The organism is Niallia oryzisoli, from assembly GCF_036670025.1.
Lineage (GTDB): Bacteria > Bacillota > Bacilli > Bacillales > Cytobacillaceae > Bacillus_BD > Bacillus_BD oryzisoli.
Genome location: NZ_CP137640.1, coordinates 4108106 through 4128624, shown reverse-complemented (window position 1 = coordinate 4128624; position 20519 = coordinate 4108106). Strand labels below are relative to the sequence as shown.

Annotated in this window: 20 protein-coding genes; 18 read left to right on the top strand and 2 right to left on the bottom strand. The window is 38.1% G+C overall.

Going from position 1 to position 20519, the window contains the following annotated elements:
* Positions 1 to 15 precede the first annotated feature (15 nt).
* The 10 genes from R4Z09_RS20700 to R4Z09_RS20655 all read left to right on the top strand — a co-directional run bounded on the left by R4Z09_RS20700 (position 16) and on the right by R4Z09_RS20655 (position 10487).
* A complete protein-coding gene (locus R4Z09_RS20700) occupies positions 16 to 1362 on the top strand; it encodes a TrkH family potassium uptake protein (protein ID WP_338448620.1) in 1347 nt (448 codons plus the stop codon).
* Positions 1363 to 1716: 354 nt separating this feature from the next.
* On the top strand, positions 1717 to 2697 hold the full coding sequence (locus R4Z09_RS20695) for an ABC transporter ATP-binding protein (protein ID WP_338448619.1): 981 nt from the start codon (positions 1717 to 1719) through the stop codon (positions 2695 to 2697).
* A complete protein-coding gene (locus tag R4Z09_RS20690) occupies positions 2687 to 3460 on the top strand; it encodes an ABC transporter permease (RefSeq protein ID WP_338448618.1) in 774 nt (257 codons plus the stop codon). Before R4Z09_RS20695 ends, R4Z09_RS20690 begins: the two co-directional genes overlap by 11 nt.
* A gap of 1 nt (position 3461) precedes the next feature.
* On the top strand, positions 3462 to 4250 hold the full coding sequence (locus tag R4Z09_RS20685) for an ABC transporter permease (RefSeq protein WP_338448617.1): 789 nt from the start codon (positions 3462 to 3464) through the stop codon (positions 4248 to 4250).
* 346 nt (positions 4251 to 4596) lie between these two features.
* Complete coding sequence (locus tag R4Z09_RS20680; RefSeq protein ID WP_338448616.1) at positions 4597 to 5790, top strand: glycerate kinase; 1194 nt, start codon at positions 4597 to 4599, stop codon at positions 5788 to 5790.
* Positions 5780 to 7231, top strand: coding sequence for an SLC13 family permease (locus R4Z09_RS20675; protein ID WP_338448615.1), 1452 nt, complete (start codon positions 5780 to 5782; stop codon positions 7229 to 7231). Before R4Z09_RS20680 ends, R4Z09_RS20675 begins: the two co-directional genes overlap by 11 nt.
* 16 nt (positions 7232 to 7247) lie before the next feature.
* Positions 7248 to 7934 carry a response regulator transcription factor gene (locus R4Z09_RS20670; protein ID WP_338448614.1) on the top strand — a complete coding sequence of 229 codons (687 nt, stop codon included), beginning with the start codon at positions 7248 to 7250 and terminating at the stop codon, positions 7932 to 7934.
* A gap of 2 nt (positions 7935 to 7936) precedes the next feature.
* Positions 7937 to 9292: a sensor histidine kinase gene (locus tag R4Z09_RS20665; RefSeq protein WP_338448613.1), complete on the top strand. Its 1356-nt coding sequence runs from the start codon at positions 7937 to 7939 to the stop codon at positions 9290 to 9292.
* Positions 9289 to 10086, top strand: a complete 798-nt coding sequence (locus R4Z09_RS20660) for a PepSY domain-containing protein (RefSeq protein WP_338448612.1) — start codon at positions 9289 to 9291, stop codon at positions 10084 to 10086. The genes R4Z09_RS20665 and R4Z09_RS20660 overlap by 4 nt, the downstream gene beginning before the upstream one ends.
* Before the next feature lie 119 nt (positions 10087 to 10205).
* Positions 10206 to 10487 (top strand): ABC-2 family transporter protein, encoded by a 282-nt coding sequence (locus R4Z09_RS20655; protein WP_338453320.1) that lies wholly within the window; start codon positions 10206 to 10208, stop codon positions 10485 to 10487.
* 141 nt (positions 10488 to 10628) lie between these two features.
* Here the strand turns inward: R4Z09_RS20655 and R4Z09_RS20650 are convergent, their stop codons facing one another.
* Entirely contained in the window at positions 10629 to 10760 is a 132-nt protein-coding gene (locus tag R4Z09_RS20650; RefSeq protein ID WP_338448611.1) for a hypothetical protein, read from the bottom strand.
* A gap of 462 nt (positions 10761 to 11222) precedes the next feature.
* Between R4Z09_RS20650 and R4Z09_RS20645 the strand changes: the two genes are divergently transcribed.
* Positions 11223 to 12137: a catechol 2,3-dioxygenase gene (locus R4Z09_RS20645; protein WP_338448610.1), complete on the top strand. Its 915-nt coding sequence runs from the start codon at positions 11223 to 11225 to the stop codon at positions 12135 to 12137.
* A 28-nt stretch (positions 12138 to 12165) separates the two neighbouring features.
* Positions 12166 to 12486 (top strand): 2Fe-2S iron-sulfur cluster-binding protein, encoded by a 321-nt coding sequence (locus R4Z09_RS20640; protein ID WP_338448609.1) that lies wholly within the window; start codon positions 12166 to 12168, stop codon positions 12484 to 12486.
* A gap of 88 nt (positions 12487 to 12574) precedes the next feature.
* Here the strand turns inward: R4Z09_RS20640 and R4Z09_RS20635 are convergent, their stop codons facing one another.
* Positions 12575 to 13489 (bottom strand): LysR family transcriptional regulator, encoded by a 915-nt coding sequence (locus R4Z09_RS20635; protein ID WP_338448608.1) that lies wholly within the window; start codon positions 13487 to 13489, stop codon positions 12575 to 12577.
* Between the two features lie 455 nt (positions 13490 to 13944).
* Between R4Z09_RS20635 and R4Z09_RS20630 the strand changes: the two genes are divergently transcribed.
* The 6 genes from R4Z09_RS20630 (at position 13945) to tcuA (ending at position 20508) form a co-directional block, all read left to right on the top strand.
* A complete protein-coding gene (locus tag R4Z09_RS20630) occupies positions 13945 to 14553 on the top strand; it encodes a hypothetical protein (protein WP_338448607.1) in 609 nt (202 codons plus the stop codon).
* A gap of 90 nt (positions 14554 to 14643) precedes the next feature.
* Positions 14644 to 15807: a cytochrome P450 gene (locus R4Z09_RS20625; protein WP_338448606.1), complete on the top strand. Its 1164-nt coding sequence runs from the start codon at positions 14644 to 14646 to the stop codon at positions 15805 to 15807.
* Between the two features lie 64 nt (positions 15808 to 15871).
* Positions 15872 to 16912: a TRAP transporter substrate-binding protein gene (locus tag R4Z09_RS20620; RefSeq protein WP_338448605.1), complete on the top strand. Its 1041-nt coding sequence runs from the start codon at positions 15872 to 15874 to the stop codon at positions 16910 to 16912.
* Between the two features lie 31 nt (positions 16913 to 16943).
* Complete coding sequence (locus R4Z09_RS20615; protein ID WP_338448604.1) at positions 16944 to 17555, top strand: TRAP transporter small permease; 612 nt, start codon at positions 16944 to 16946, stop codon at positions 17553 to 17555.
* Between the two features lie 72 nt (positions 17556 to 17627).
* Positions 17628 to 18935: a TRAP transporter large permease gene (locus R4Z09_RS20610; RefSeq protein WP_338448603.1), complete on the top strand. Its 1308-nt coding sequence runs from the start codon at positions 17628 to 17630 to the stop codon at positions 18933 to 18935.
* Between the two features lie 88 nt (positions 18936 to 19023).
* Complete coding sequence (gene tcuA, locus R4Z09_RS20605; protein ID WP_338448602.1) at positions 19024 to 20508, top strand: FAD-dependent tricarballylate dehydrogenase TcuA; 1485 nt, start codon at positions 19024 to 19026, stop codon at positions 20506 to 20508.
* The last annotated feature ends 11 nt before the right edge of the window (positions 20509 to 20519 follow it).

Sequence of the window (20519 nt, the reverse complement as noted above, 5' to 3'; positions counted from 1 at the left end):
AAGGGAGTAAGTAATGTGAAATTGTTTAAAAGAAAAGGGAATTTAATCAGTTTGCATCCTGCCCAAATTCTTGTAATTGGTTTCGGTTGTCTAATATTTTTGGGGACCCTGCTTTTCATGCTACCAATTGCTACAAATGAAAAAGGACATGGACTTAGCTTTATTGATGCTTTATTTGAAGCTACCTCTGCTGTTTGTGTTACAGGTTTGGCAGTAGTGGATACTGGAACAACTTTTACGTTATTTGGTGAAATTGTTCTTCTTTGTTTGATTCAGATTGGTGGTTGGGGTTTTATGACCACAGGTATATTCATGTATATTATCTTAGGTAAAAAGATTGGACTCAAGGGACGCTTATTATTACAAGATTCATTAAACGTATTTACTCTCTCAGGAGTCGTTAGCCTAGTAAAACGTATCATTCTCATTACTGTTATTGTAGAACTAATTGGTGCTGCTACTTTAGCAATACGTTGGTCATTTGAAATGCCGCTAGGGAAAGCCATTTACTATGGTATATTCCACTCCATATCAGCCTTTAATAATGCTGGGTTTGGGCTTGAATCTGACAATCTTAGCAAATGGGTAGGTGATCCGACAGTTAATCTAATGGTTACCCTTCTTTTCATTACTGGGGGTATTGGTTTTACAGTAATTCTCGATCTTTTTCATAAAAGATCTTTACGCAAATTATCCCTTCATTCTAAAGTCGTATTGCTCATGACATTAATACTTAATATTATAGGACCTTTAATCATTTTGGTCTCAGAATACAGTAATCCTGCAACTATTGGAAATTTGGAGTTAGGAGATAAGCTATGGGCATCCTACTTTCAAGGTGTCGTAACAAGGACAGCAGGTTTTAATACAATTGATATTGGTGCCTTGAACTTGTCTTCCCTTGTTTTCATGATGGCTCTAATGTTTATTGGTGCTTCATCAGGCTCTACTGGTGGAGGTATTAAAGTAACTACTTTTGCCATTATTATTTTAGCTTTTTGGACAGTGGTAACGAATCGGAATGATGTAAATATTTTTAAACGCAGGATTTCGTGGGAATTAGTAAATAAATCATTATCAATTGTGGTGACAGCAATTCTTTTTATTTTCCTGATATTCTTTTTATTAACTTTTTCCGAGAAAGCTGATATGAGCAAGCTATTATTTGAAACCATTTCTGCCTCTGCTACAGTAGGTTTGTCTGCAAATTTCACACCTGAACTGTCTCCTATAGGAAGAGTTTTAATTACGATTATGATGTTTATTGGAAGGATCGGACCATTAACAATGGCATTTGCACTTTTAAACAATCGAAAAGAAGCAAAGATTAGATATGCTGAAGAAAAAATATTAATCGGGTAGGTTTAATTAATTATAATTAATATTATCCTGGGGTGAATGCCAAAGCTAGGCTGTTTAAGTTTAGGAAGATTCGGAACAAGTATTGCATCAAAGATACGAAGATCGACAAGAAGTACAGATTTAGATGATGATCAAATTGAAGATAGTAGTTTATCGCTCACACATGCTATTGTACTTGATTTGATTTTACAGAAGAGGAATCACAAAATCCATTGAGAGCCGAAATTTTGATTATGTAATCGTTGCAATAAGCGATACTATGCCACAAACAACGCTCACAAATATTAATTATTGACTTCTTCTATATTTTTACTAAACTTTTAAAGTAATCATTATTTCATAGTTGGAGGAAACATGTCCATTCAAGTTGAAAATTTAAATAAATCGTTTCGTGTCCATGTTCGGAAAGAAGGCTGGTCAGAAGCGCTGCGCAGTTTGTTCAAACGGGAATACCAAACGGTTCAGGCCGTGAAGGATGTGTCCTTTACCATTGATACCGGGGAGATCGTGGGGTTTTTAGGACCGAATGGAGCGGGAAAAACAACCACGATAAAGATGCTAGCCGGTCTCTTGCATCCTACTTCTGGAAAGATAGATGTGAGCGGCTTTAAACCGCAGGAGCAGAAAAATGAGTTCAAAAAAATCATGAGTCTGGTTATGGGACAAAAGAGTCAATTAATTTGGGATATCCCGCCGATGGAAACCTTTCTCGTTAATAAAAGCGTGTATGAAATTGAAGAAAAAGTATTTCGCCAAACCTTAGATGAATTGGTTGAACTCTTAGAGCTGGAGCCTTTGCTAGGTAAGCCGGTACGCAACCTTAGTCTCGGTCAACGGATGAAATGTGAGCTGGCTGCTTCGTTATTACATCGTCCATCGATTCTTTTTTTAGATGAACCGACCATTGGATTGGATGTCGATACGCAGGAAAAAGTACGCCAATTCATTGCTAAGTATAATCGGGAACACAAAACAACGATTCTCTTAACCTCTCATTATATGGGAGATGTGACAGCCCTTTGTGATCGGGTACTGATCATTAATCATGGGAAACTTCTTTATGACGGAGAGCTACAGGTTTTAACAGAGAGATTAACGCCGTATAAATTGCTAGAGGTTCGTCTTTCTTCCATGTCTGATATTGCTTGGGAATCTTTCGGTGAGGTGGTTTCATTTGAGGATGGAAAATTGACGCTGCGAGTGGCAAGGGGTCGGGTACCGATGGTCTCATCTGAATTGCTGGCCAATTTTGACATTCATGACCTCAATATCCAAGAGCCGCCAATGGAAGAAGTCATTACGCTAGCCTTCCAGGAGGAATCCCATGCTAGCTAAATATCGGGCGATTTTGCGAATGAAATATGTAGAGATGTTTTCATATCAGCTCTCTACGATGGTCTGGATGTTCGGCACGATGGTCCAGCCTTTAATTACGATGATGGTTTGGATGAATATTTATCCAGACCAAGGAGACGCATTTATATTGTATTTTATCTCCCTGATTATGGTCGAGCGGCTGACAAGTGCATGGGACGTTTGGGAAATGGATCGTCAAATTCGGGAAGGAACGTTCTCCTATCAAATCGTGCGGCCGTTTCATCCAGTTCACTGGGCAATTGCTGAAAATATTGTGTATAAAGGCTTGTTTTTAGTGGTTCTTGTTCCGTGCTGGGTTGCCTTATCCATCTTTCTTCCTTCCCTGCAGTTACAGTTGTCGGCAGCACAATGGGGACTGTTCTTAGCTGCACTGTTATTGGGAGCTGTTATCCGATTTTCTGTCAGCTTTCTGTTTGGAATTTTGGGTTTTTGGATGACAAAGGTGACCGCACTCTATGCAATGTTTGAGACGATTTCCTTATTCATTTCAGGAAGAATCGCGCCGTTTTCACTCTTGCCGCCCGTTGTGAAGCAAATCAGCATTTTCCTGCCTTATCGCTATATGATTGGATTTCCATTAGAAATTTTAACAGGCGCCTATGATACTCATACCCTAGTTGTTGGGTTTACAGGAGCGATGATTTGGTCTGTTCTTCTTATCGGGGCCATTAGCTGGTTATGGAAGGCTGGATTAAAGAAAAATCAGGCGGTGGGTGGATAGTATGGTACGATATTGGCATATTTTTAAAGAATTTTTTCGTACTTGTCTGGTAGAGGAGCTTGAATATCGCAGCGAGTTTATTGGAAATCTTTTATCGAGTCTTTTTGGTATTATTGTTTCGATTTTAATGGTGCAAATCTTTTTCTATCAAACGGATCAATTGGGGGGCTGGGCCTATGCGGATGTTCTGATTCTTCTCGGGATTTACAACACATTGCAAGGTCTGATTGATTTCGCACTTCGGCCAAATATGCCGAGACTCCTTTTGCATATTCGAATGGGAACGCTTGATTATGTATTAACAAAACCGGTTGATAGTATGTTTTTCGTGAGCCTGCGTCATCTTAACTTCTGGCGTTTGATTGATGTTTTATTAGGGCTTGGATTAATTGTTTATGGTCTGGTGGAGAAGCAATTTTTCCCAGTTTTCCTTGATGTGGTGTTCTTTTTCATTACCATCCTTTCTGCCTTATTGATCATTTATTCTTTATGGATGTTGCTAATGACAACAGCCTTTTGGGTGATTCGGATGGATGATTTGTCATTCCTATTCACTTCCTTTTTTGAAACCACTCGATTCCCCATCACGATGTATAAAGGGTGGATGCGCATGGCCTTAACGTATCTATTGCCTGCCGCGTTTCTTACCTTTACTCCCGCAAGTTCTTTACTTGGGATGTGGGATGTTCAAACAACGATTGCCTCGGGTCTTGTCGCGATCATTTTCTTTTGGTTAGCACGAAGATTTTGGAAGTTTGCTCTTGCGAATTACACGAGTGCCAGCAGTTAATTCATTTTTCCTATGTTCGACTGAATGAGAAGCCCCTCACATCAACTAATTTGTGAGTTTTTCAATTTTAGAAGGTTGGCTAGGTCTTGAAGAAGACTCATTGGTCAAAGCTAACAAAAATAAAAAAAGAGATAGCCTAAGCTACCTCTTTTTTATTTTTGTCGAATGAATGACAAAAGTTAGAGTGTCCATTTCTATAAAAATGAATTAATCTATTTTTCCCTTTTCTTGGAGGTACTTCCTATTTAAATGGTTTTCTAATCATTTTTTAATAATACTCTAAGTCCCTGTTAGTTTTTTGATAGTACATTACAAAGTAATAAATATATATTTGGAGGAAGAGTTAATGAAAATTGTAATTGTACCGTCAGGATTTAAAGAATGTCTAGATGCTGAGGAAGTGGCTTTAGCGATGGCACGAGGTGTGAGGAATTTTGATCAGTCCATTGACTTGGAAGTTATTCCGATGATTGATGGCGGTGAAGGATTTGCGAAAGCAATCACTAACATGAAAGGTGGAGAATTGATATACAATGAAGTGATAGGGCCAGTCGGCGAGAAAGTTATGAGTTATTTTGGAATATTTGTAGAGAACAATAAACGAACTGCTGTAATTGAAATGGCAGCTGTATCTGGATTGAAGCTAGTCCCTCATGATCAAAGAAACCCATTGAAAACAACAACCTATGGTGTAGGAGAGTTAATTTTATCTGCACTTGATTTAGGGGTAGATAATATTTTAATAGGGTGTGGTGACTCTGGTACTTCAGATGGTGGTGCAGGAATGGCGCTAGCATTAGGGGTTCGTTTTTTGGATAGGAACCATCAATTCGTTCCGATCAACGGTGGAGAGGATTTATTGCAAGTGTATTCTCTTGATCTAACAAAATTGGATAAGCGTTTACAAAACGTATCTATTAATGTTGCATGTAACTGGCAGAACATTTTATGTGGAGAAAAAGGTGTTGCACGAATCTTTGGACCGCAAAAAGGTGCGACACCAGCGCAAGTTGAAAAATTATCATTAGCCTTAGAACATTATGCAACGTTAATTCAAGAAACTGTAGGGATAGATGTTCGTTCATTACCAGGCAGTGGAGCTTCAGGCGGGTTAGGAGCAGGACTAATTGCCTTTACTGGAGCCATATTACATCCACGATTCGATATTATTATGGATTACATCAATATAGAAGATAAAATTTTAACAGCAGATGTTGTGCTCACTGCAGAAGGGAGTTTAGATTTCCAAACACCAAACGGAAAAATTCCAGCGGAAGTTGCACGAATTGCGAAAAAGTATAACATCCCAGTAATTGCCATTGCAGGAACAATCGGTAAAGGTGCAGATCAAAACTATCGGGCAGGTATAGATGCCTATATCAGTATTATTCAACAACCAACTTCTCTAGAAAGGGCAATGAGAAAAGCACCAAAATGGATCGAAGAGAGTACGGAGTCAGTGTTAAGACAAGTTGCTATCGGTTTAGGAATTGCAAAAAAAAAGTTCTTAAAGAGGGCGGTTATCAAAAATGATAACTAGAATAGAGAAACATGCTGAAAAGAATAACAGAATCAAACAGTGGATCAATCAATTATCTACTAGGTCATTAGTGATTATCAGTTTACACGTAATAATCTTATTGGTCATCGTATTAATCGATGGTCTGAACTATGATGCAAAGATTTCCATATTTGCATTTTTATCAGCAATGACCTTATGGATCACAACTAAAATACCCGCTGGATTTGTAGCTATTTCACTCATTATGTTCATTGTGATCATGAATGCTGCAAACCCTGATTTGTTATATGATTCGTTATCTGAAGAAGTGGTATGGTTAATGGTGGGCTCTTTTATTATTGGTGAAGCCGTTAAGCAGTCCCAGTTAGCAGAACGATTAACCGTATCTATATTGAGAAAGTGTCATAAAAAAAGCAATGTTCTCTTAGGGTTAAGTTCAATTTTATTTGCATCCGTATTTTTTATTCCCTCTACCTCAGGGCGAGCAGCGTTATCAATGCCAATTATTCAACAGCTGAGTGAAAAATTTTCTACTAAAGAACAAAGAGTGCTGGCTGTTCTAGCTCCTGTGATCATATTAATGAGTACATCAGCAACATTAATAGGAGCAGGTTCTCATTTAATAGGAATCGGTTTACTTGAAAGTACGGTTGATCAATCCATTTCATTTAGCAAATGGTTCATTTTGGGGGTACCATTTGCTATAGTTATAACGCTTGTATCCTTTTTTATAATAAAATGGATTTTGTGGCCAAAAGATGGATTTAGGAAAGCGGAATATGTACAAACGGAAGAAAAAATAATGGTAAAACGGCCGATTAATGGAAAAGAAAAAAAGATCATTATCTTAATCTCATTTTTAATCTTGGGTTGGATGACTGAAAGGATACATGGCTATGATATAGCATTTATTACGATGATAGGTGCGGTTTTAGTCATGACACCAAATTACGGAATTATTAGTTGGAAACAGGGAATGAAGTCAGTATCTTGGAATTTAATTGTATTTGTTGCCGCAGCAACTGCGCTTGGAAAAGTGTTAGTTGATACAGGTGCAGTAAAATGGATCGAAACCAAAATGCTAAATGTTCTATATTTGTTTATAGGCGCGCCAGAATGGCTAATTGTATTAATCATCTTACTCTTAACTGTATCAAGTCATTTGTACATTACATCACATACAACACGTGCAATTGTTTTTATTCCAGGTTTATTATTATTTAGTGAAACGATAGGAGTTAACCCTTCGACGGTTGTTTTTTTAAGTTTAATAGGGATGAACTATTGTGTTACAGTTCCAGTTAGCTCGAAAGCATTACTCCTCTTTTATGAGGAAAGTGAAATCTCATATGATGCTAGTCATCTATTAAAAATAAGCGCCATACTCATGCCTCTTTATATACTAATCATGATGTTGTTTTATTTTTCTTATTGGCAGTGGATGGGGTTGCAATTATAAATCATGAGGTGAAAGAATGAATAGTCACATTTTAATTATTGAAGATGATGAGAAAATCGCAAGAGTGATTCAGCTAGAATTAGAATATGCAGGTTATCGAGTAAGTATTGCTTATACAGGTAAAGAAGGGCTATCCATTTTAGAGAAGGAAGAGATTGACTTAGTTCTTTTAGATGTAATGATACCTGAATTAAATGGAATGGAAGTGTTAAGACGAATTCGTCATGAGAATAACGAAATGATTATTATTATGCTGACGGCACGTGATTCAGTTTACGATAAAGTAAGCGGATTAGATTTAGGTGCGAATGATTATATGACAAAACCATTTGAAATCGAAGAATTGCTTGCACGAATCCGTTCCAATCTTCGCTTTAAGCCTAAGAGTGTAAAAAGTGAAGATTCTAGCGTCTACCTTATTCACTCCATTTCGATTCATACAAATACAAGAGAAGTGTTTAAAAACGACTGTTTGATAGATTTGACACCGCGGGAGTATGATCTCCTGATTTATTTAGTTAAGAACAAAAATCGTGCACTTGAGCGTGAACAAATTTTAAATGAAGTATGGGGAATTGATTATTATGGTGATACGCATGCTGTAGATGTGTATATTCGATATTTAAGAAAAAAATTAACTGACACAAAGGACGATCCATTTATCCAAACTGTTCGCGGTGTCGGCTATATGATTAAGGATTAATTATGAGATTAAGAACGCGGATTCAACTATCAGCGACTGTTGTATTAATGGTACTCATTATCGCTAATACATTGATTTATTTTATATTCAAAAATTCCGTGATTAGTTCTGAAATTAATCGATTAACAAATACAACGGTTAATACGGTTAAAGAACTCAATACCCATTCACATTTATCTATGGAACAAGTGCTACAGGCCTATTTAATTAGTGATGGAATGATTCGTGTTGTTAATAGCAGCCACAATCCTATTATTCAAGCGGCTACGAACAGTGACTATTTTAAGATACCTAGTAAATATGACGACGATCAATTTGAGGAAGTAGTCCAATATAAAGACTCTATGTATGTGGTTGTTTCCATTCCTACGATTAATGAAAACGGAGAAATTGTAAATTTACAAGTTGTTGAGAATGTCGATGTTCTATTTGGTAACATTAATGATTTAAAATGGGTGTTTTTATACACAACGATTATTGTCATTATCATTTTATCTTTAACCAGTAGGTTATTAGTACGTATGATTTCGTTTCCGATTCAACGTTTGACTCAAACGATGAACTTAATTGAAAAAGATGGATCATTTGAAAAAATATTGGTTGCAAATGATTCGAAAGACGAATTATCTGAAATGGCCATGACGTTTAATCGAATGATCACAAAATTAGAAAAAAGTTATTTAAAGCAGGAACAGTTTGTCTCAGATGCTTCCCACGAACTGAAGACACCTTTAACGGTAATTGACAGTTATGTGAAAATATTAAAACGCTGGGGGAAAGAGCGTCCTGATATATTAGAAGAAGCCATTGACTCCATTGGGTCTGAATCAAGCCGTATGAAATATTTAACTGAGCAATTGCTGCTATTAGCAAAATCTGAAGAATGTATTGAAAATGAAAAGTTAAAAACCAACATTGTACCAATCGTCGAGAAGACCATTCATCGATTACAGCAAGCTTTTAAGCATGAAATTTATTTAAAAAATGAACAACGAGAGATTCATATGAATATACATGAACCGAGTTTTGTTCAAGTACTTGTCATTTTATTAGATAATGCAAAAAAATATAGTGATGATCATATTAAGGTAGAGTTAAAAGAGTGGGAAGAAAGTGTGAGTATTAAGGTGACGGATAAAGGAATCGGAATACCATTTGAAGCCCAAGCGCATGTTTTTGATCGATTATATCGTGTTGATAAAACAAGAAGCCGAAAAACCGGAGGATCAGGTTTAGGGCTATCCATTGCCAAGCGAATAGTTGAACAACATGATGGTTACATAAACCTTGAAAGTGCTGAAGGATATGGGGCGACTTTTACAATCACATTGCCGAAAAATGGGGGTGTAATAAGATGAAATTAAAAATTTGCCTTATTACGTTTATCATTTTAGGCTTATCCTATTCCTTATTTCTTATTTTTATAAAAGATAATCCTACAACAATTTCACAAAAAGAAGCTGAATCAATCGTTACAAATTTCTATGGAGGAAAAGTCTTAAAGGCAAAACTAGAACAAGAGAAGCGTAACTATCAACTTATATTTGAAAATGACAAAGGAGTTTATAAGGTTTCAGTTGATAGTGAAACGAAGAAAATTAGTAATATACGACTTATTGAGAAAAAAGAAGCCTTGATCACCATAGAAGATGCTAAAAAAAATATAGAGAAAGAATTAAGTGGCCAGGTTAGTCAATTGAAAGAAATCAAGAAAGAAGGTCAGCCTTTTGTAGAAGCAACTATTGTGAAAGATAACGAGCATTATCTTATAGAATATGATTTGAAAGAGAAAACCATTGTTTCTAATAAAGAAATTAGTAGTAGTGTAAGCAACCCGCCAAATATATCAGAACAGGAAGCAAAAGATATTGCGTTACAACAAATAAAGGGTGAAATCACAAATTTATCCATCGTAAATACTCAAAATGGAAGGCACTATAAAGTGACAGTAGACGATTATTCAGAGGGTGCCCATGTATATGTTCAAGCAAACACAGGAAAAGTATCATCCATATCATGGTATTCAGAACAGCAGCAGCCGACAACACGACAACAACCAAGTAACATGATGAATGACAATGCTGATGATGAAAATGATGATAACAGCATGGATGAGGCTGATGACGATGCTGATGATGAAAGTGATGACTAGGTACGAATTTATTTGCGCTTAAATGTATTTTCCTGTAAAAGTCCATAATTTAAATACTTAGAGTCAGAGTTTGGAGAGGCAAAAAATTGTTGATAGATTAATAAACCACTCGCTTCCCCATCACGATGTACAAAGGGTGGATCTGTATGGCATTAACTTATCTATTGCCTGCCGCGTTTTTTACCTTTACTCCGGCAAGTTCTTTACTTGGAATGTGGGATGTACAAACAACGATTGCCTCGGGTCTTGTCGCAATCATTTTCTTTTGGTTGGCACGAAGATTTTGGAAGTTTGCCCTTGCGAATTACACGAGTGCCGCAGTTAAAATGGGTCAGTGTTGTCCCACTGACCCAAATTATTATATCTTTTCCTCTTTATATGGTTTTAAATCTTTTCGATGAACTAATTCTATATATTTAGGGTTTTCAAGTTTTTTGACTTTACAGTAACCCGAACGGGTGACATAGAGAACATGATGTTTTGCATTATTATAAATGACAATATCATTAACTTTAATCATTAGATCACCTCTCTAGATCATTTTACTGATTTGTCTTAAGAAAAAATTTAATCACAAAAAGTCCAACAGATCCCCACATACATCCTGCAATGACAATTGGCGCTAAATTTTTCAACATCATCCTTTTTTCTTTTTTCTCCTTTCTTTCATGCATATGTTTACCACACCAAAAATTCTTTTGAAACGAGTCCGTGAGCTTGCAATCCAATGATCTGATACATGCGTTATTTCGATACATTTTTGGTAATTCCTGTTTTTTATAATTAAAAAAATGTCCTAATGTAATGAAGATATTTGATAGACTGGCATTAGCTTCTATTTCTCGTTATGTAACAGTATTCTTAATTCTTCAAATACAGCATAAGCTGATTCAATTTATTCCTATGATTTTGCTCTACATCCGGTTAAACAGGAATACTCATTTTTGTTGGTATAGTTTCCCCATCATGAATAAATTTAAGGAAATTCTTAATCGTTCTTTAAGAAAAGTCGGTATAGTCGTTCTCGTGATTTTCGATTAACTTGGAACTAGAGAGAGTCTTGGACATTTTCGAGAAAAACGATGTTCCTATTTTATTTACTCATAATCTTTGTTTCAAATGAAGGAGGGAAATGAATGGCAAGAGTCATGCGTCTGGGTCGAGTGGAACTTAAGGTATTGGACTTGGAAAAATCAGTAGAATATTATACAAAAATTATTGGTTTGGAAGAAACGGGCCGCTTTGGGGATAGTGTTTATTTGAAAGCGTGGGATGAATATGATCACCACAGCTTAATCCTAACTAAATCCAACACGGCAGGGATTGCCCATTTTGCTTTTAAAGTGGAGACGTTGGATGACTTAGCTTACTATGAAAAGAAAGTTGAGCAATTTGGGTGTAAAACATCCCGAATTTCTCATGGAACAAGACTTGCTGAAGGGGAAGCCGTCCATTTTATTTTACCAACAGGCCATCACTGTGAACTTTATTATGAAATGGAATTTCTCGGAACGGCTGTAGGAACATTGAATCCACATCCATGGCAATTAGGAAAACAGGGAATTGCGCCGCATCGTCTTGACCATTGCTTATTAACTGGAGATGATTTGAAAACAGTCACAAGGTTCTTCATTGAAGCCTTGAACTTTAGACAAAGTGAAAGAATCACATCTGTCGATGGCGAAGGGTTATTAGGTACCTTCTTATTTACAACCAATAAGGCACATGATTTAGCGTTTGTCAAAGGACCGGATGCGAAACTTCACCATGCTGCTTTCTTTGTAGATTCTCTCCATGACGTATTTAAAGCAGCGGATATCCTATCCATGTATGAAGTTCCATTTGATGTGACGCCAACACGGCATGGGATTACAAGGGGAGAAACAATTTATTTCTTTGATCCTTCAGGAAACCGCAATGAGGCCTTTGCCAATGGTTATTTAACGTATGCAGATTTTCCAACCATTACATGGACAGAAGACAAAATTGGTCAAGGGATTTTCTATCACCGCAGAGAATTATCAGAGTCCTTTATGAAGGCATTAACTTAATGGGTGAAACGGATGAAGGAGGGAATTCATGTATAAAGTGAAATTACATGCACGAGGACAGCAATTTGACTATTCCTGTTTAGCAACGGTCACTTCCTTAGAAGCAGCCCGAGATCAGTTCATTCCTATTCCAACAGGCTGCAAGCGGGGAGGCTGTGGAATGTGCAAAGTAAAGGTGCTTGAGGGAGAATATATCCAGGATATCATTCGTTCTCATGAGGCCTTGTCGGATGCTGAATTAGATAATGGCTATGCGTTAGCCTGCTGTATGGTGCCCAAAAGTGATATGACCATCATGACAGTAGAAGATTATATAAAACAAGAAAAATTAGAATCTACAATTGGTTGAATTTGAAATGAAAATGAAAAAAAGGCATAACTAGCAATTAAACATAGTTATGCCTTTTTTTATCTATCAAGACTCAAAATGGTTGAAGTCACTTACTGAGTAAAAGAGATGTTTGATTTAAATCATGTGACATTACTTTTTGCAGGTGATGTCTGATCTGTTCACTGTTCTTTTGATTTTCCTTTCGATAGATAATGGAAAAGCGAGTGTCAAATTGAAAATCTTGAACGTGTACCATCGATAACTCTCCGCTTTCGATTTCCTTTTTTACATCTGGATAACTTAATATGGCAAATAAACCTTTACCACTCATCACTGCATTTTTAATGGTTTCGATATCTCCAATTTCTACAATGTTTTTAAGAAAGGTTAAACCGCTTTGGGTAAACTTTGCCCTTTTCTTAGCATGCGGAGTCATGAGAAAGGGTTGGTTTTCCAAATCCTTTTTTAATATTCCTCTATCACCTGCAAACGGATGTCCCGGTGAACAAATAATAATTAACGGAATGGAAAAAATAATATCATGTTCTAGTTGATTGGTTTGATAGACTTGTGCAATCATGCGCGTTGAAACTAATCCAAATTCTAAAGATTCCTTTTCGACGAGTTTACAGGTATCAAAAGAAGGAGAAGGATTTAAGTTTAATTCCAATGAAATAAATGGATGATTTTTTTGACTCAATGATTGGTTGAGTAAATTAAATAATACATGCGTAACACCAATAGATACGGATTGAGCTGGCTGCTTCATATGATAAAGCTGTTCTTTTAATTCTTTATCCTTTTGTTCAATGTCTAGAGCATATTTATATACTTCTAAACCAGAAGGTGTTAGTTTAATATTTCTTCCGGAACGTTCAGTCAATTTAACCCCAAAATGACGTTCAATTTCTCTAATATGTCCGCTGACAGCTGCAGGGCTTGTCAGCATCTCCTTTGCTGTCTCTGAGATACTCTCTAATTGCACCACCCTACAAAAAACGGATAAGTTGTAGAAGTTCATTCCATCACCTCAAAGATATTTTATAGAAAATATCGAATATTTAGACAATTACTAAAAATAGTATTCGACAAATAAGCGTTTTGTCCTTCAATGTTTTCTACTTAATAATAAAATTTTCCCTATCAATATAAAAGATTCGCAATGAATCCTGACTTTTTACAGTTTATCTTGCGGGATGGGGGTCATATGCGAACAGTAACTTTGTAAAGAAGTACCATATTTTACCCAAAAGCGGCATATTATTAAGGTTTTTCTTAAAAGTATGTTAAGAAAAATCGGTATAGTAGATGAAAGCGTTTTGTTTTATGATTTGTATAGAAGTTGATGACCTGTAAATTTTGAATATTCAAATTTTATTTTGAGGATAAAGCTCAAATCATGACTATCGTATACAGGTGATAATCGCGAAAGTGGACTTCGTCAAAAAACAAATGATAAAGGGGAGAGTTTAAAACATGGCAGAAAACCAAATGACAGAACAAAAGAAGAAATATTCGAAGTACGTTGCCGAGATCGGCTGGGGGCCTGAATCTAGGAATCTAACAAGGGAAGAAGTGGTAGAAAAGCGAATTACCCCTCCAATTATTGGTGATGGCTTTAACTTACCTACAGCTACACATCATATTGAATCATGGGTGATTCCTGAGCCAAAGGCCTTTAGTGCAATGAGTCCTAAGGGGGGAATTCATAAGCACCTAGACTGCAGACCGCCTGGAATGTTTGCTGAAGATGATGAGACGTCTATGTTGGATAATTCACCGCATTATCATACGTATGACGAAGTGTATCTCTTTACTGGTACAAATCCATACGACAATCTAGATCTAGGCGGAGAAGTGGAGCTTTGGCTGGGGCTCGGTGATCAAGCTGAAAAATTTACATTTACTAAGCCGACAATGGTTCATATACCAGCAGGACTTGTTCATGGACCGCTCGTTTTTCGTAAGGTAAACGACTTTGCCCGCCCGATAAGCTGGGTAGTATTCTATGATTCTCCAGTGCTTAGCAATGTCCACGTTCGCATGCTGCCGCCAGGTTTTAAACAACTGGGTGAAGAAGAGTGAAGGACTAGTCAATATTGATTGTCAATATAACCGTAGGAGAATTAAGAGATCAGCCATTCTCCTACAGCTACTATATGAAAGGTGGTAAAAATGGAAAACTATAAAACTGAACTCGATAATCCAAATCTTGAGAATCCTGCTTTGGAATTTGAAGAGCTGCGTGGGAAATGTCCCATTTCTCATACAGATGGATTTGGCGGAGGCTGGAACATAATCGGACATGAGGATATTGTCAAAACAGCTCTTGATCCAGGCACGTTTTCAAACGCAGGTGCCATTAGATATCCACATATGCCAAGGTTCCCTTTTGAAGCAGACCCGCCGCTTCATACACCCTATCGAAAAGTCATGCAGGAGTTTTTTACGGAGAAGAAAATGAAAATCTTTGCAGATAAAGTCAGACCGATTGCCATTGAGTTATTAGAACCTGTATTGAACAGGGGATATGGAGATATCGCAAAAGAAGTCAACTATCCACTGCCAGTCCGCGGTATCATGGCATTTCTTAATCTACCGGATCAAGATTGGCCGCGTATCATGCATTGGGCTGAAGAGCTTTACTACAGTGCGGCAGAAGGAGACCTTGACAGAAGGAAGGCTGCGGCAGATGAACTGGAAGAATACTGCAGAGCCGCAGTCGCTGACCGACGAGAAAATAGGCTGGATCCTAAAGAAGATTTACTCAGTAAGATGTTACATAGCAGCGCAGAAGATGACAACGGAACCGTTACTGAGAACCTAGTTGTGGGAACCCTTCATTTATTGCTTACAGCAGGACATGAGTCGACCACAAGTTCTTTAGGAATCATTATCAATTATCTAGCAAACCATCCAGAAGACCGTAAGCGATTGCAGGAAGATCCGGAATTAATTCCTAATGCGATTGAGGAAATCTTGCGCTATGAATCACCGGTACAATTTCACCCTCGTACCGTGACAAAGGATACTGTGATACAGGATCAGGAGATCAAAGCAGGCGAAAAGGTATTTTTACAATGGGGAGCAGGAAATCGCGACGAAGAAGTATTCCCGAATGCGGACCAATGTATCCTCGATCGAAGTACGAAGAAAAGTCTTGTCTTTGGCTCAGGGATTCACAAATGTATTGGAGCTCCGATTGCCAGAACGCAGCTGAGGGTTGTCATCGAGGAGCTGTTAAAGAGAACGGATACATTCCGTTTAAATGGAGAAATTCATCGCATCGGCTTTACCCGTTATGGAGTTAGTTCCCTGCCAATTCTAATCGAAAAATAGAAATTGGGCTGGAAGAGAAGGTAAGAGTTTCGAGAATTTCATTCTATTAGGGGGTTAATAAAAGATGAAAAAGCGTTTCTTTGTCACTGTAGTATTCTTATTGATTTTCTCATTACTGGCAGCCTGTTCTTCCACATCATCCTCATCCTCAAGTGGAGAAGGGGGAGCTAGTAAAAGCTACAATTGGACCCTTACTTCAAGTTTTCCAGCTGGCCACAATATGAATAAAGTGCTCCATAATTTAAAGGATGAGCTGGATAAGCGGACAGACGGTGCCATTAAGATGACGATCCATGAAGATACACTTGGTAAGCCGACTGAAGCATGGGATATGACGAAAGACAATACAGTTCAAATGACGTACACAGCTGAAGGCTATAATACTTCCCGTATGCCTGTGACAAATATGATAGCGCTTCCCTTTGAAGTAACAGATCCAGATACAACATTAAAGGTACTTCAGAAATGGGAAGAAGAAGGAGATTTGGCGGAACTGACAGATAACTTCAAAGTTCTTGGATATGTACCGATTTCAGCTAGTCACCTTTTCCTTCGTGATAAAAAAGTAGAAAAAATGGAAGATTTAAAAGGCTTAAAAGTAAGAGCTGTATCCTCCACACAGGCAGAAACACTTTCAGCATTAGGGGCATCAGGAGTAACGATTTCGGGTTCAGAAGTGTATATGAGTCTTGACCGCGGTGTGATCGATGGTACCCTGACAGGAATTGATAATATCTTCGACAGAAAATTATATGAAACAGCAGATTATGCACTAAAGCTACCATTATATGAAGCTACTTTTACCTTATTGATGAATAAAGAAACATGGGATTCTCTAACTCCTGAATTACAAGATACTGTACAAGAAGTGGTAGATGAAGTAACGGCTGAGGAGCTTAAGCGGGTAGATGCGATGGATAAAGAATTATGGGATAAGCTTGAGAAAGAAGGCTTAATGGAAGTCTATACCTTATCAGAGGAAGAACAAAAAAGATGGCATGAAGAAACAAAAAATGTAGCGGAAAAGTATGCAGAAGAGCTTGAAAAACAAGGCTATCCAGGTAAAGCAGCATTAGAGTCTATGAGAGAAGCAGCTGGTAAATAAGGACTGAAAAAATGATGTTGGAGGTAAATGGATGAAGTCAACGATTAATCCACGTAAGAATCATTCTGTTGAGACGGTAGATCAGTCCTCTAGTCCTAGTAAAACGAATATGATTAACCAATTAACACGATATTGGAGTTATGTAGGAATGGCAGTCCTTATGGGAATGGTACTGCTTGTAACCATTGATGTTGGCGGTCGCTATTTTTTCAATAAACCGATTGATGGTTCAACAGATATGATCGAAATCATGATGATCATCATGGTATATAGCAGTTTTGCTTACGGTGCTACGGAAAACAAGCATGTTAGGATTGATTTCCTATACGATCGATTTTCAAAAGTAGTAAAGAGCTATGTGGACATTTTCACTTCCATTCTAAGTATCTTTATTGTGGCTTTGATTTCATGGCAATTGGGAGAGAGAGCAGTCAATATCATCAATAATCCACCAGGACCAACAACAAGCTATTATGGCTGGGATCTCATGCCATTTATTGCCTTTGCCGCTTTTGGAAGTGCTTTATTAGCAATACAGCTTTGTACATGGTTATATCAGTCAGTCAAATTGGCATTTGGGAAAGCTGCACACTTTCAAAGTACTATAAACGAAAGCGAAGCCGTTCCATCACCGCAAGATTAAACAAATAAAACCATTCCATACACAGAACTTTAGAGAATGTAATGCTATGATAATAACTTAATGGTGGTGAGTATGATGGATCCAGGAATGATTGGGATCATTGGATTCTTTGTAATGTTTACATTATTGTTTCTAGGAATGCCGTTAGGTCTTGGGATGGCATTGGTAGGATTCGGCGGTTTCGCGGTCATATCCGGTGTGGATGGAGCGTTAAATCAATTGGGGAGGGTACCTTATTCAACGGTTGCAAGCTACACCTTTAGTGTTCTGCCTCTGTTTGTTTTAATGGGAGAATGGCTGTCACATTCCGGCATGATGACAAAATCATTTACTGCCGTTCAGAAAACAATCGGCCGCTTACCTGGGGGACTCGCAATGGGATCGGTTGCCACGTGTACCCTCTTTGCAGCCTGTACAGGTTCAAGCTTAGCAACTTCACTAACGATGACAAGAGTTTCCCTGCCGTCGATGCGGCAATACAATTACGATGACAAATTGTCATTAGGTGCAATAGCTGCCGGAGGAACATTAGGCATTCTGCTCCCTCCTAGTACACCGATGATCGTGTATTCCATTATGACAGGTGCTTCCATTGGTTCCTTGTTTATTGGTGGAATCATCCCAGGACTATTGTTGTCAGCGATGTTTATGTTAGGTATCTATGTACAATGTAAAATTAAGCCGGAACTTGGACCAGCTGCGGAGAAATCGTCTTTAAGTGAAATCCTAGCATCGTCCAAATCACTATGGATGCCTTTTCTATTAGTTTTTATCGTACTAGGTGGAATTTGGGGCGGTGTCTTTTCTTCATCGGAAGCAGGTGGAATTGGTGCTTTCTTTGCCCTAGTGACGCTTGTGATGTTAAAAGGATTTGATATCCGTGCAATATTAGAAGGACTAAAAGACACCGTCCTTACTACAGCTATGATTCTACTCATTGTTACGGGAGCGATGATTTTTGGAGAGTTTATGACCGTTAGTGGTGTAACGAGTATGCTGGCGGAATTTTTTACAAGTCTTCCTCTAGGCAGTACAGGGATCTTAATTATGATTCTATTCATGTATATCCTTTTAGGCTGTGTCTTAGATTCATTGGCGATGATTCTATTAACGCTGCCGCTTGTATTTCCAGTGATTGAGCAGATTGGTGTCGATCCAGTTCTTTTTGGGATTTTACTAGTTATTACGATTGAAATGAGCTACATCACACCACCGCTCGGGATGGTTGTGTTTGCCTTAGCAGGGGCTGTTAAGGATGTTCCAATGTCAAAAATCTTCCGTGGTTCGATGCCGTTCTTTGTCATTATGGTCATTTTTCTTGCAATCTTAGTGGCGTTCCCAGATATCGTACTATGGCTGCCGGAAACGATGAAAAGTTAGCGTGGCATGAATAGAACAGGATGTATCTTATCTCTATATTTCAGAAAATTCAGTAAAATAATTAGGTTAAACGAAGGGAGAAATAATCATGAAACAAAAAGAACATTTTGATGTCGTCGTAATCGGTGCAGGGATTGCTGCATCTGCTTCAGCTATAACTGCCGTTGAAAAAGGGGCAAGAGTTCTTATGATCGAGAAAGCACCGAAAAGTGAAGCAGGCGGTAACGGGCGTTATACAGGAGGAGGCTTCCGAATTGTCCATAAAGGAAATTCCGAGTTATATGACTATATGACGGCAATCCCAGAAAGTCAGCGTCAATTAATTGATATTAATGAATACACGGAAGATGAATTTTATTCCGATATTATGCGTGTAACAAATGGGATGGCTGATGCTAGTTTAACAGAAATGATTGTGAAAGAGTCCAATAAAGCGTTTAAATGGGTAGATTCTTTAAACCTGGGCTGGGATGTTAACTATGATATGGCAACAAGAGTAGGAGAACGGATGGTGTTTACGCAAGGAGCCATTCCTTTGAATGTCAAGGGCGGCGGAGAAGGTTTTGTTGATTCAATGATTGAAGTGGCCATTAAAAAAGGGGTGGAGGTCCGCTTTGAAACAAGAGCAGCAAAATTATTAGTCGATGAAGATGGAGCTGTTTGCGGAGTAAGAACGATCAGTAAAGGTGAAGGTCAAGATATTTACGCCAACTCGGTTATTATTGCTGCGGGGGGTTTCTCTGCCAATGCAGAAATGCGGGCCAGATATTTAGGCAAAGGCTGGGATTTAGTTAAGGTTCGAGGTTCTAAGCATAATACCGGTGAAGTGATAAAAATGGCGTTAGATGTGGGAGCTCAAGCTACAGGAGAGTGGAGCGGCTCCCATTGTACGCAAATTGACCTTAGTGCTGAGGATGTCGGCGGCGGTTTAAGTACTGACCGTAAATCTTATACGTATGGCATTTTAGTCAACACGAATGGACAACGCTTCTTTGATGAAGGCGAGGATTTCCACGGCTATACGTATGCCAAATTAGGAAGAATCACACGTGATCAGCCGAATGGAATCGCATTTCAAGTGTTTGATTCGAAAGTATTTGACTTACTTATGAGCGATTATTCCCACCAAACTCCAGTAGAGGCGAATACTATTGAGGAACTGGCGGAAAAACTGGATATTCCAGTTGAGACATTCAAAAAGACAGTAGAAGAATATAATACGGCTGTTCAGGATGGTCCGTTTAATCAAGCGAAACGTGATGGCAAGCACACAGAGGGTCTTGCGATAAATAAATCCAATTGGTCACAGAAAATTGATCAAGCTCCGTTCAGAGCTTACCCTGTAACATCTGGAATCACCTTCACGTTTGGCGGAGTGAAAGTGAACAAGAACGGCCAAGTGCTTGATGTAACAGATCAGCCAATCAAAGGACTGTATGCCAATGGTGAATTGGTCGGTGGCTTCTATATCGGAAATTACCCAGGCGGCTCGGGCATCGTACGAAATTTAGTTTTAGGACGCAAGGCTGGGAAACATGCTGCATTGGCTGACGGAATGGTGAAAACAAATTAATACAGTGTTGA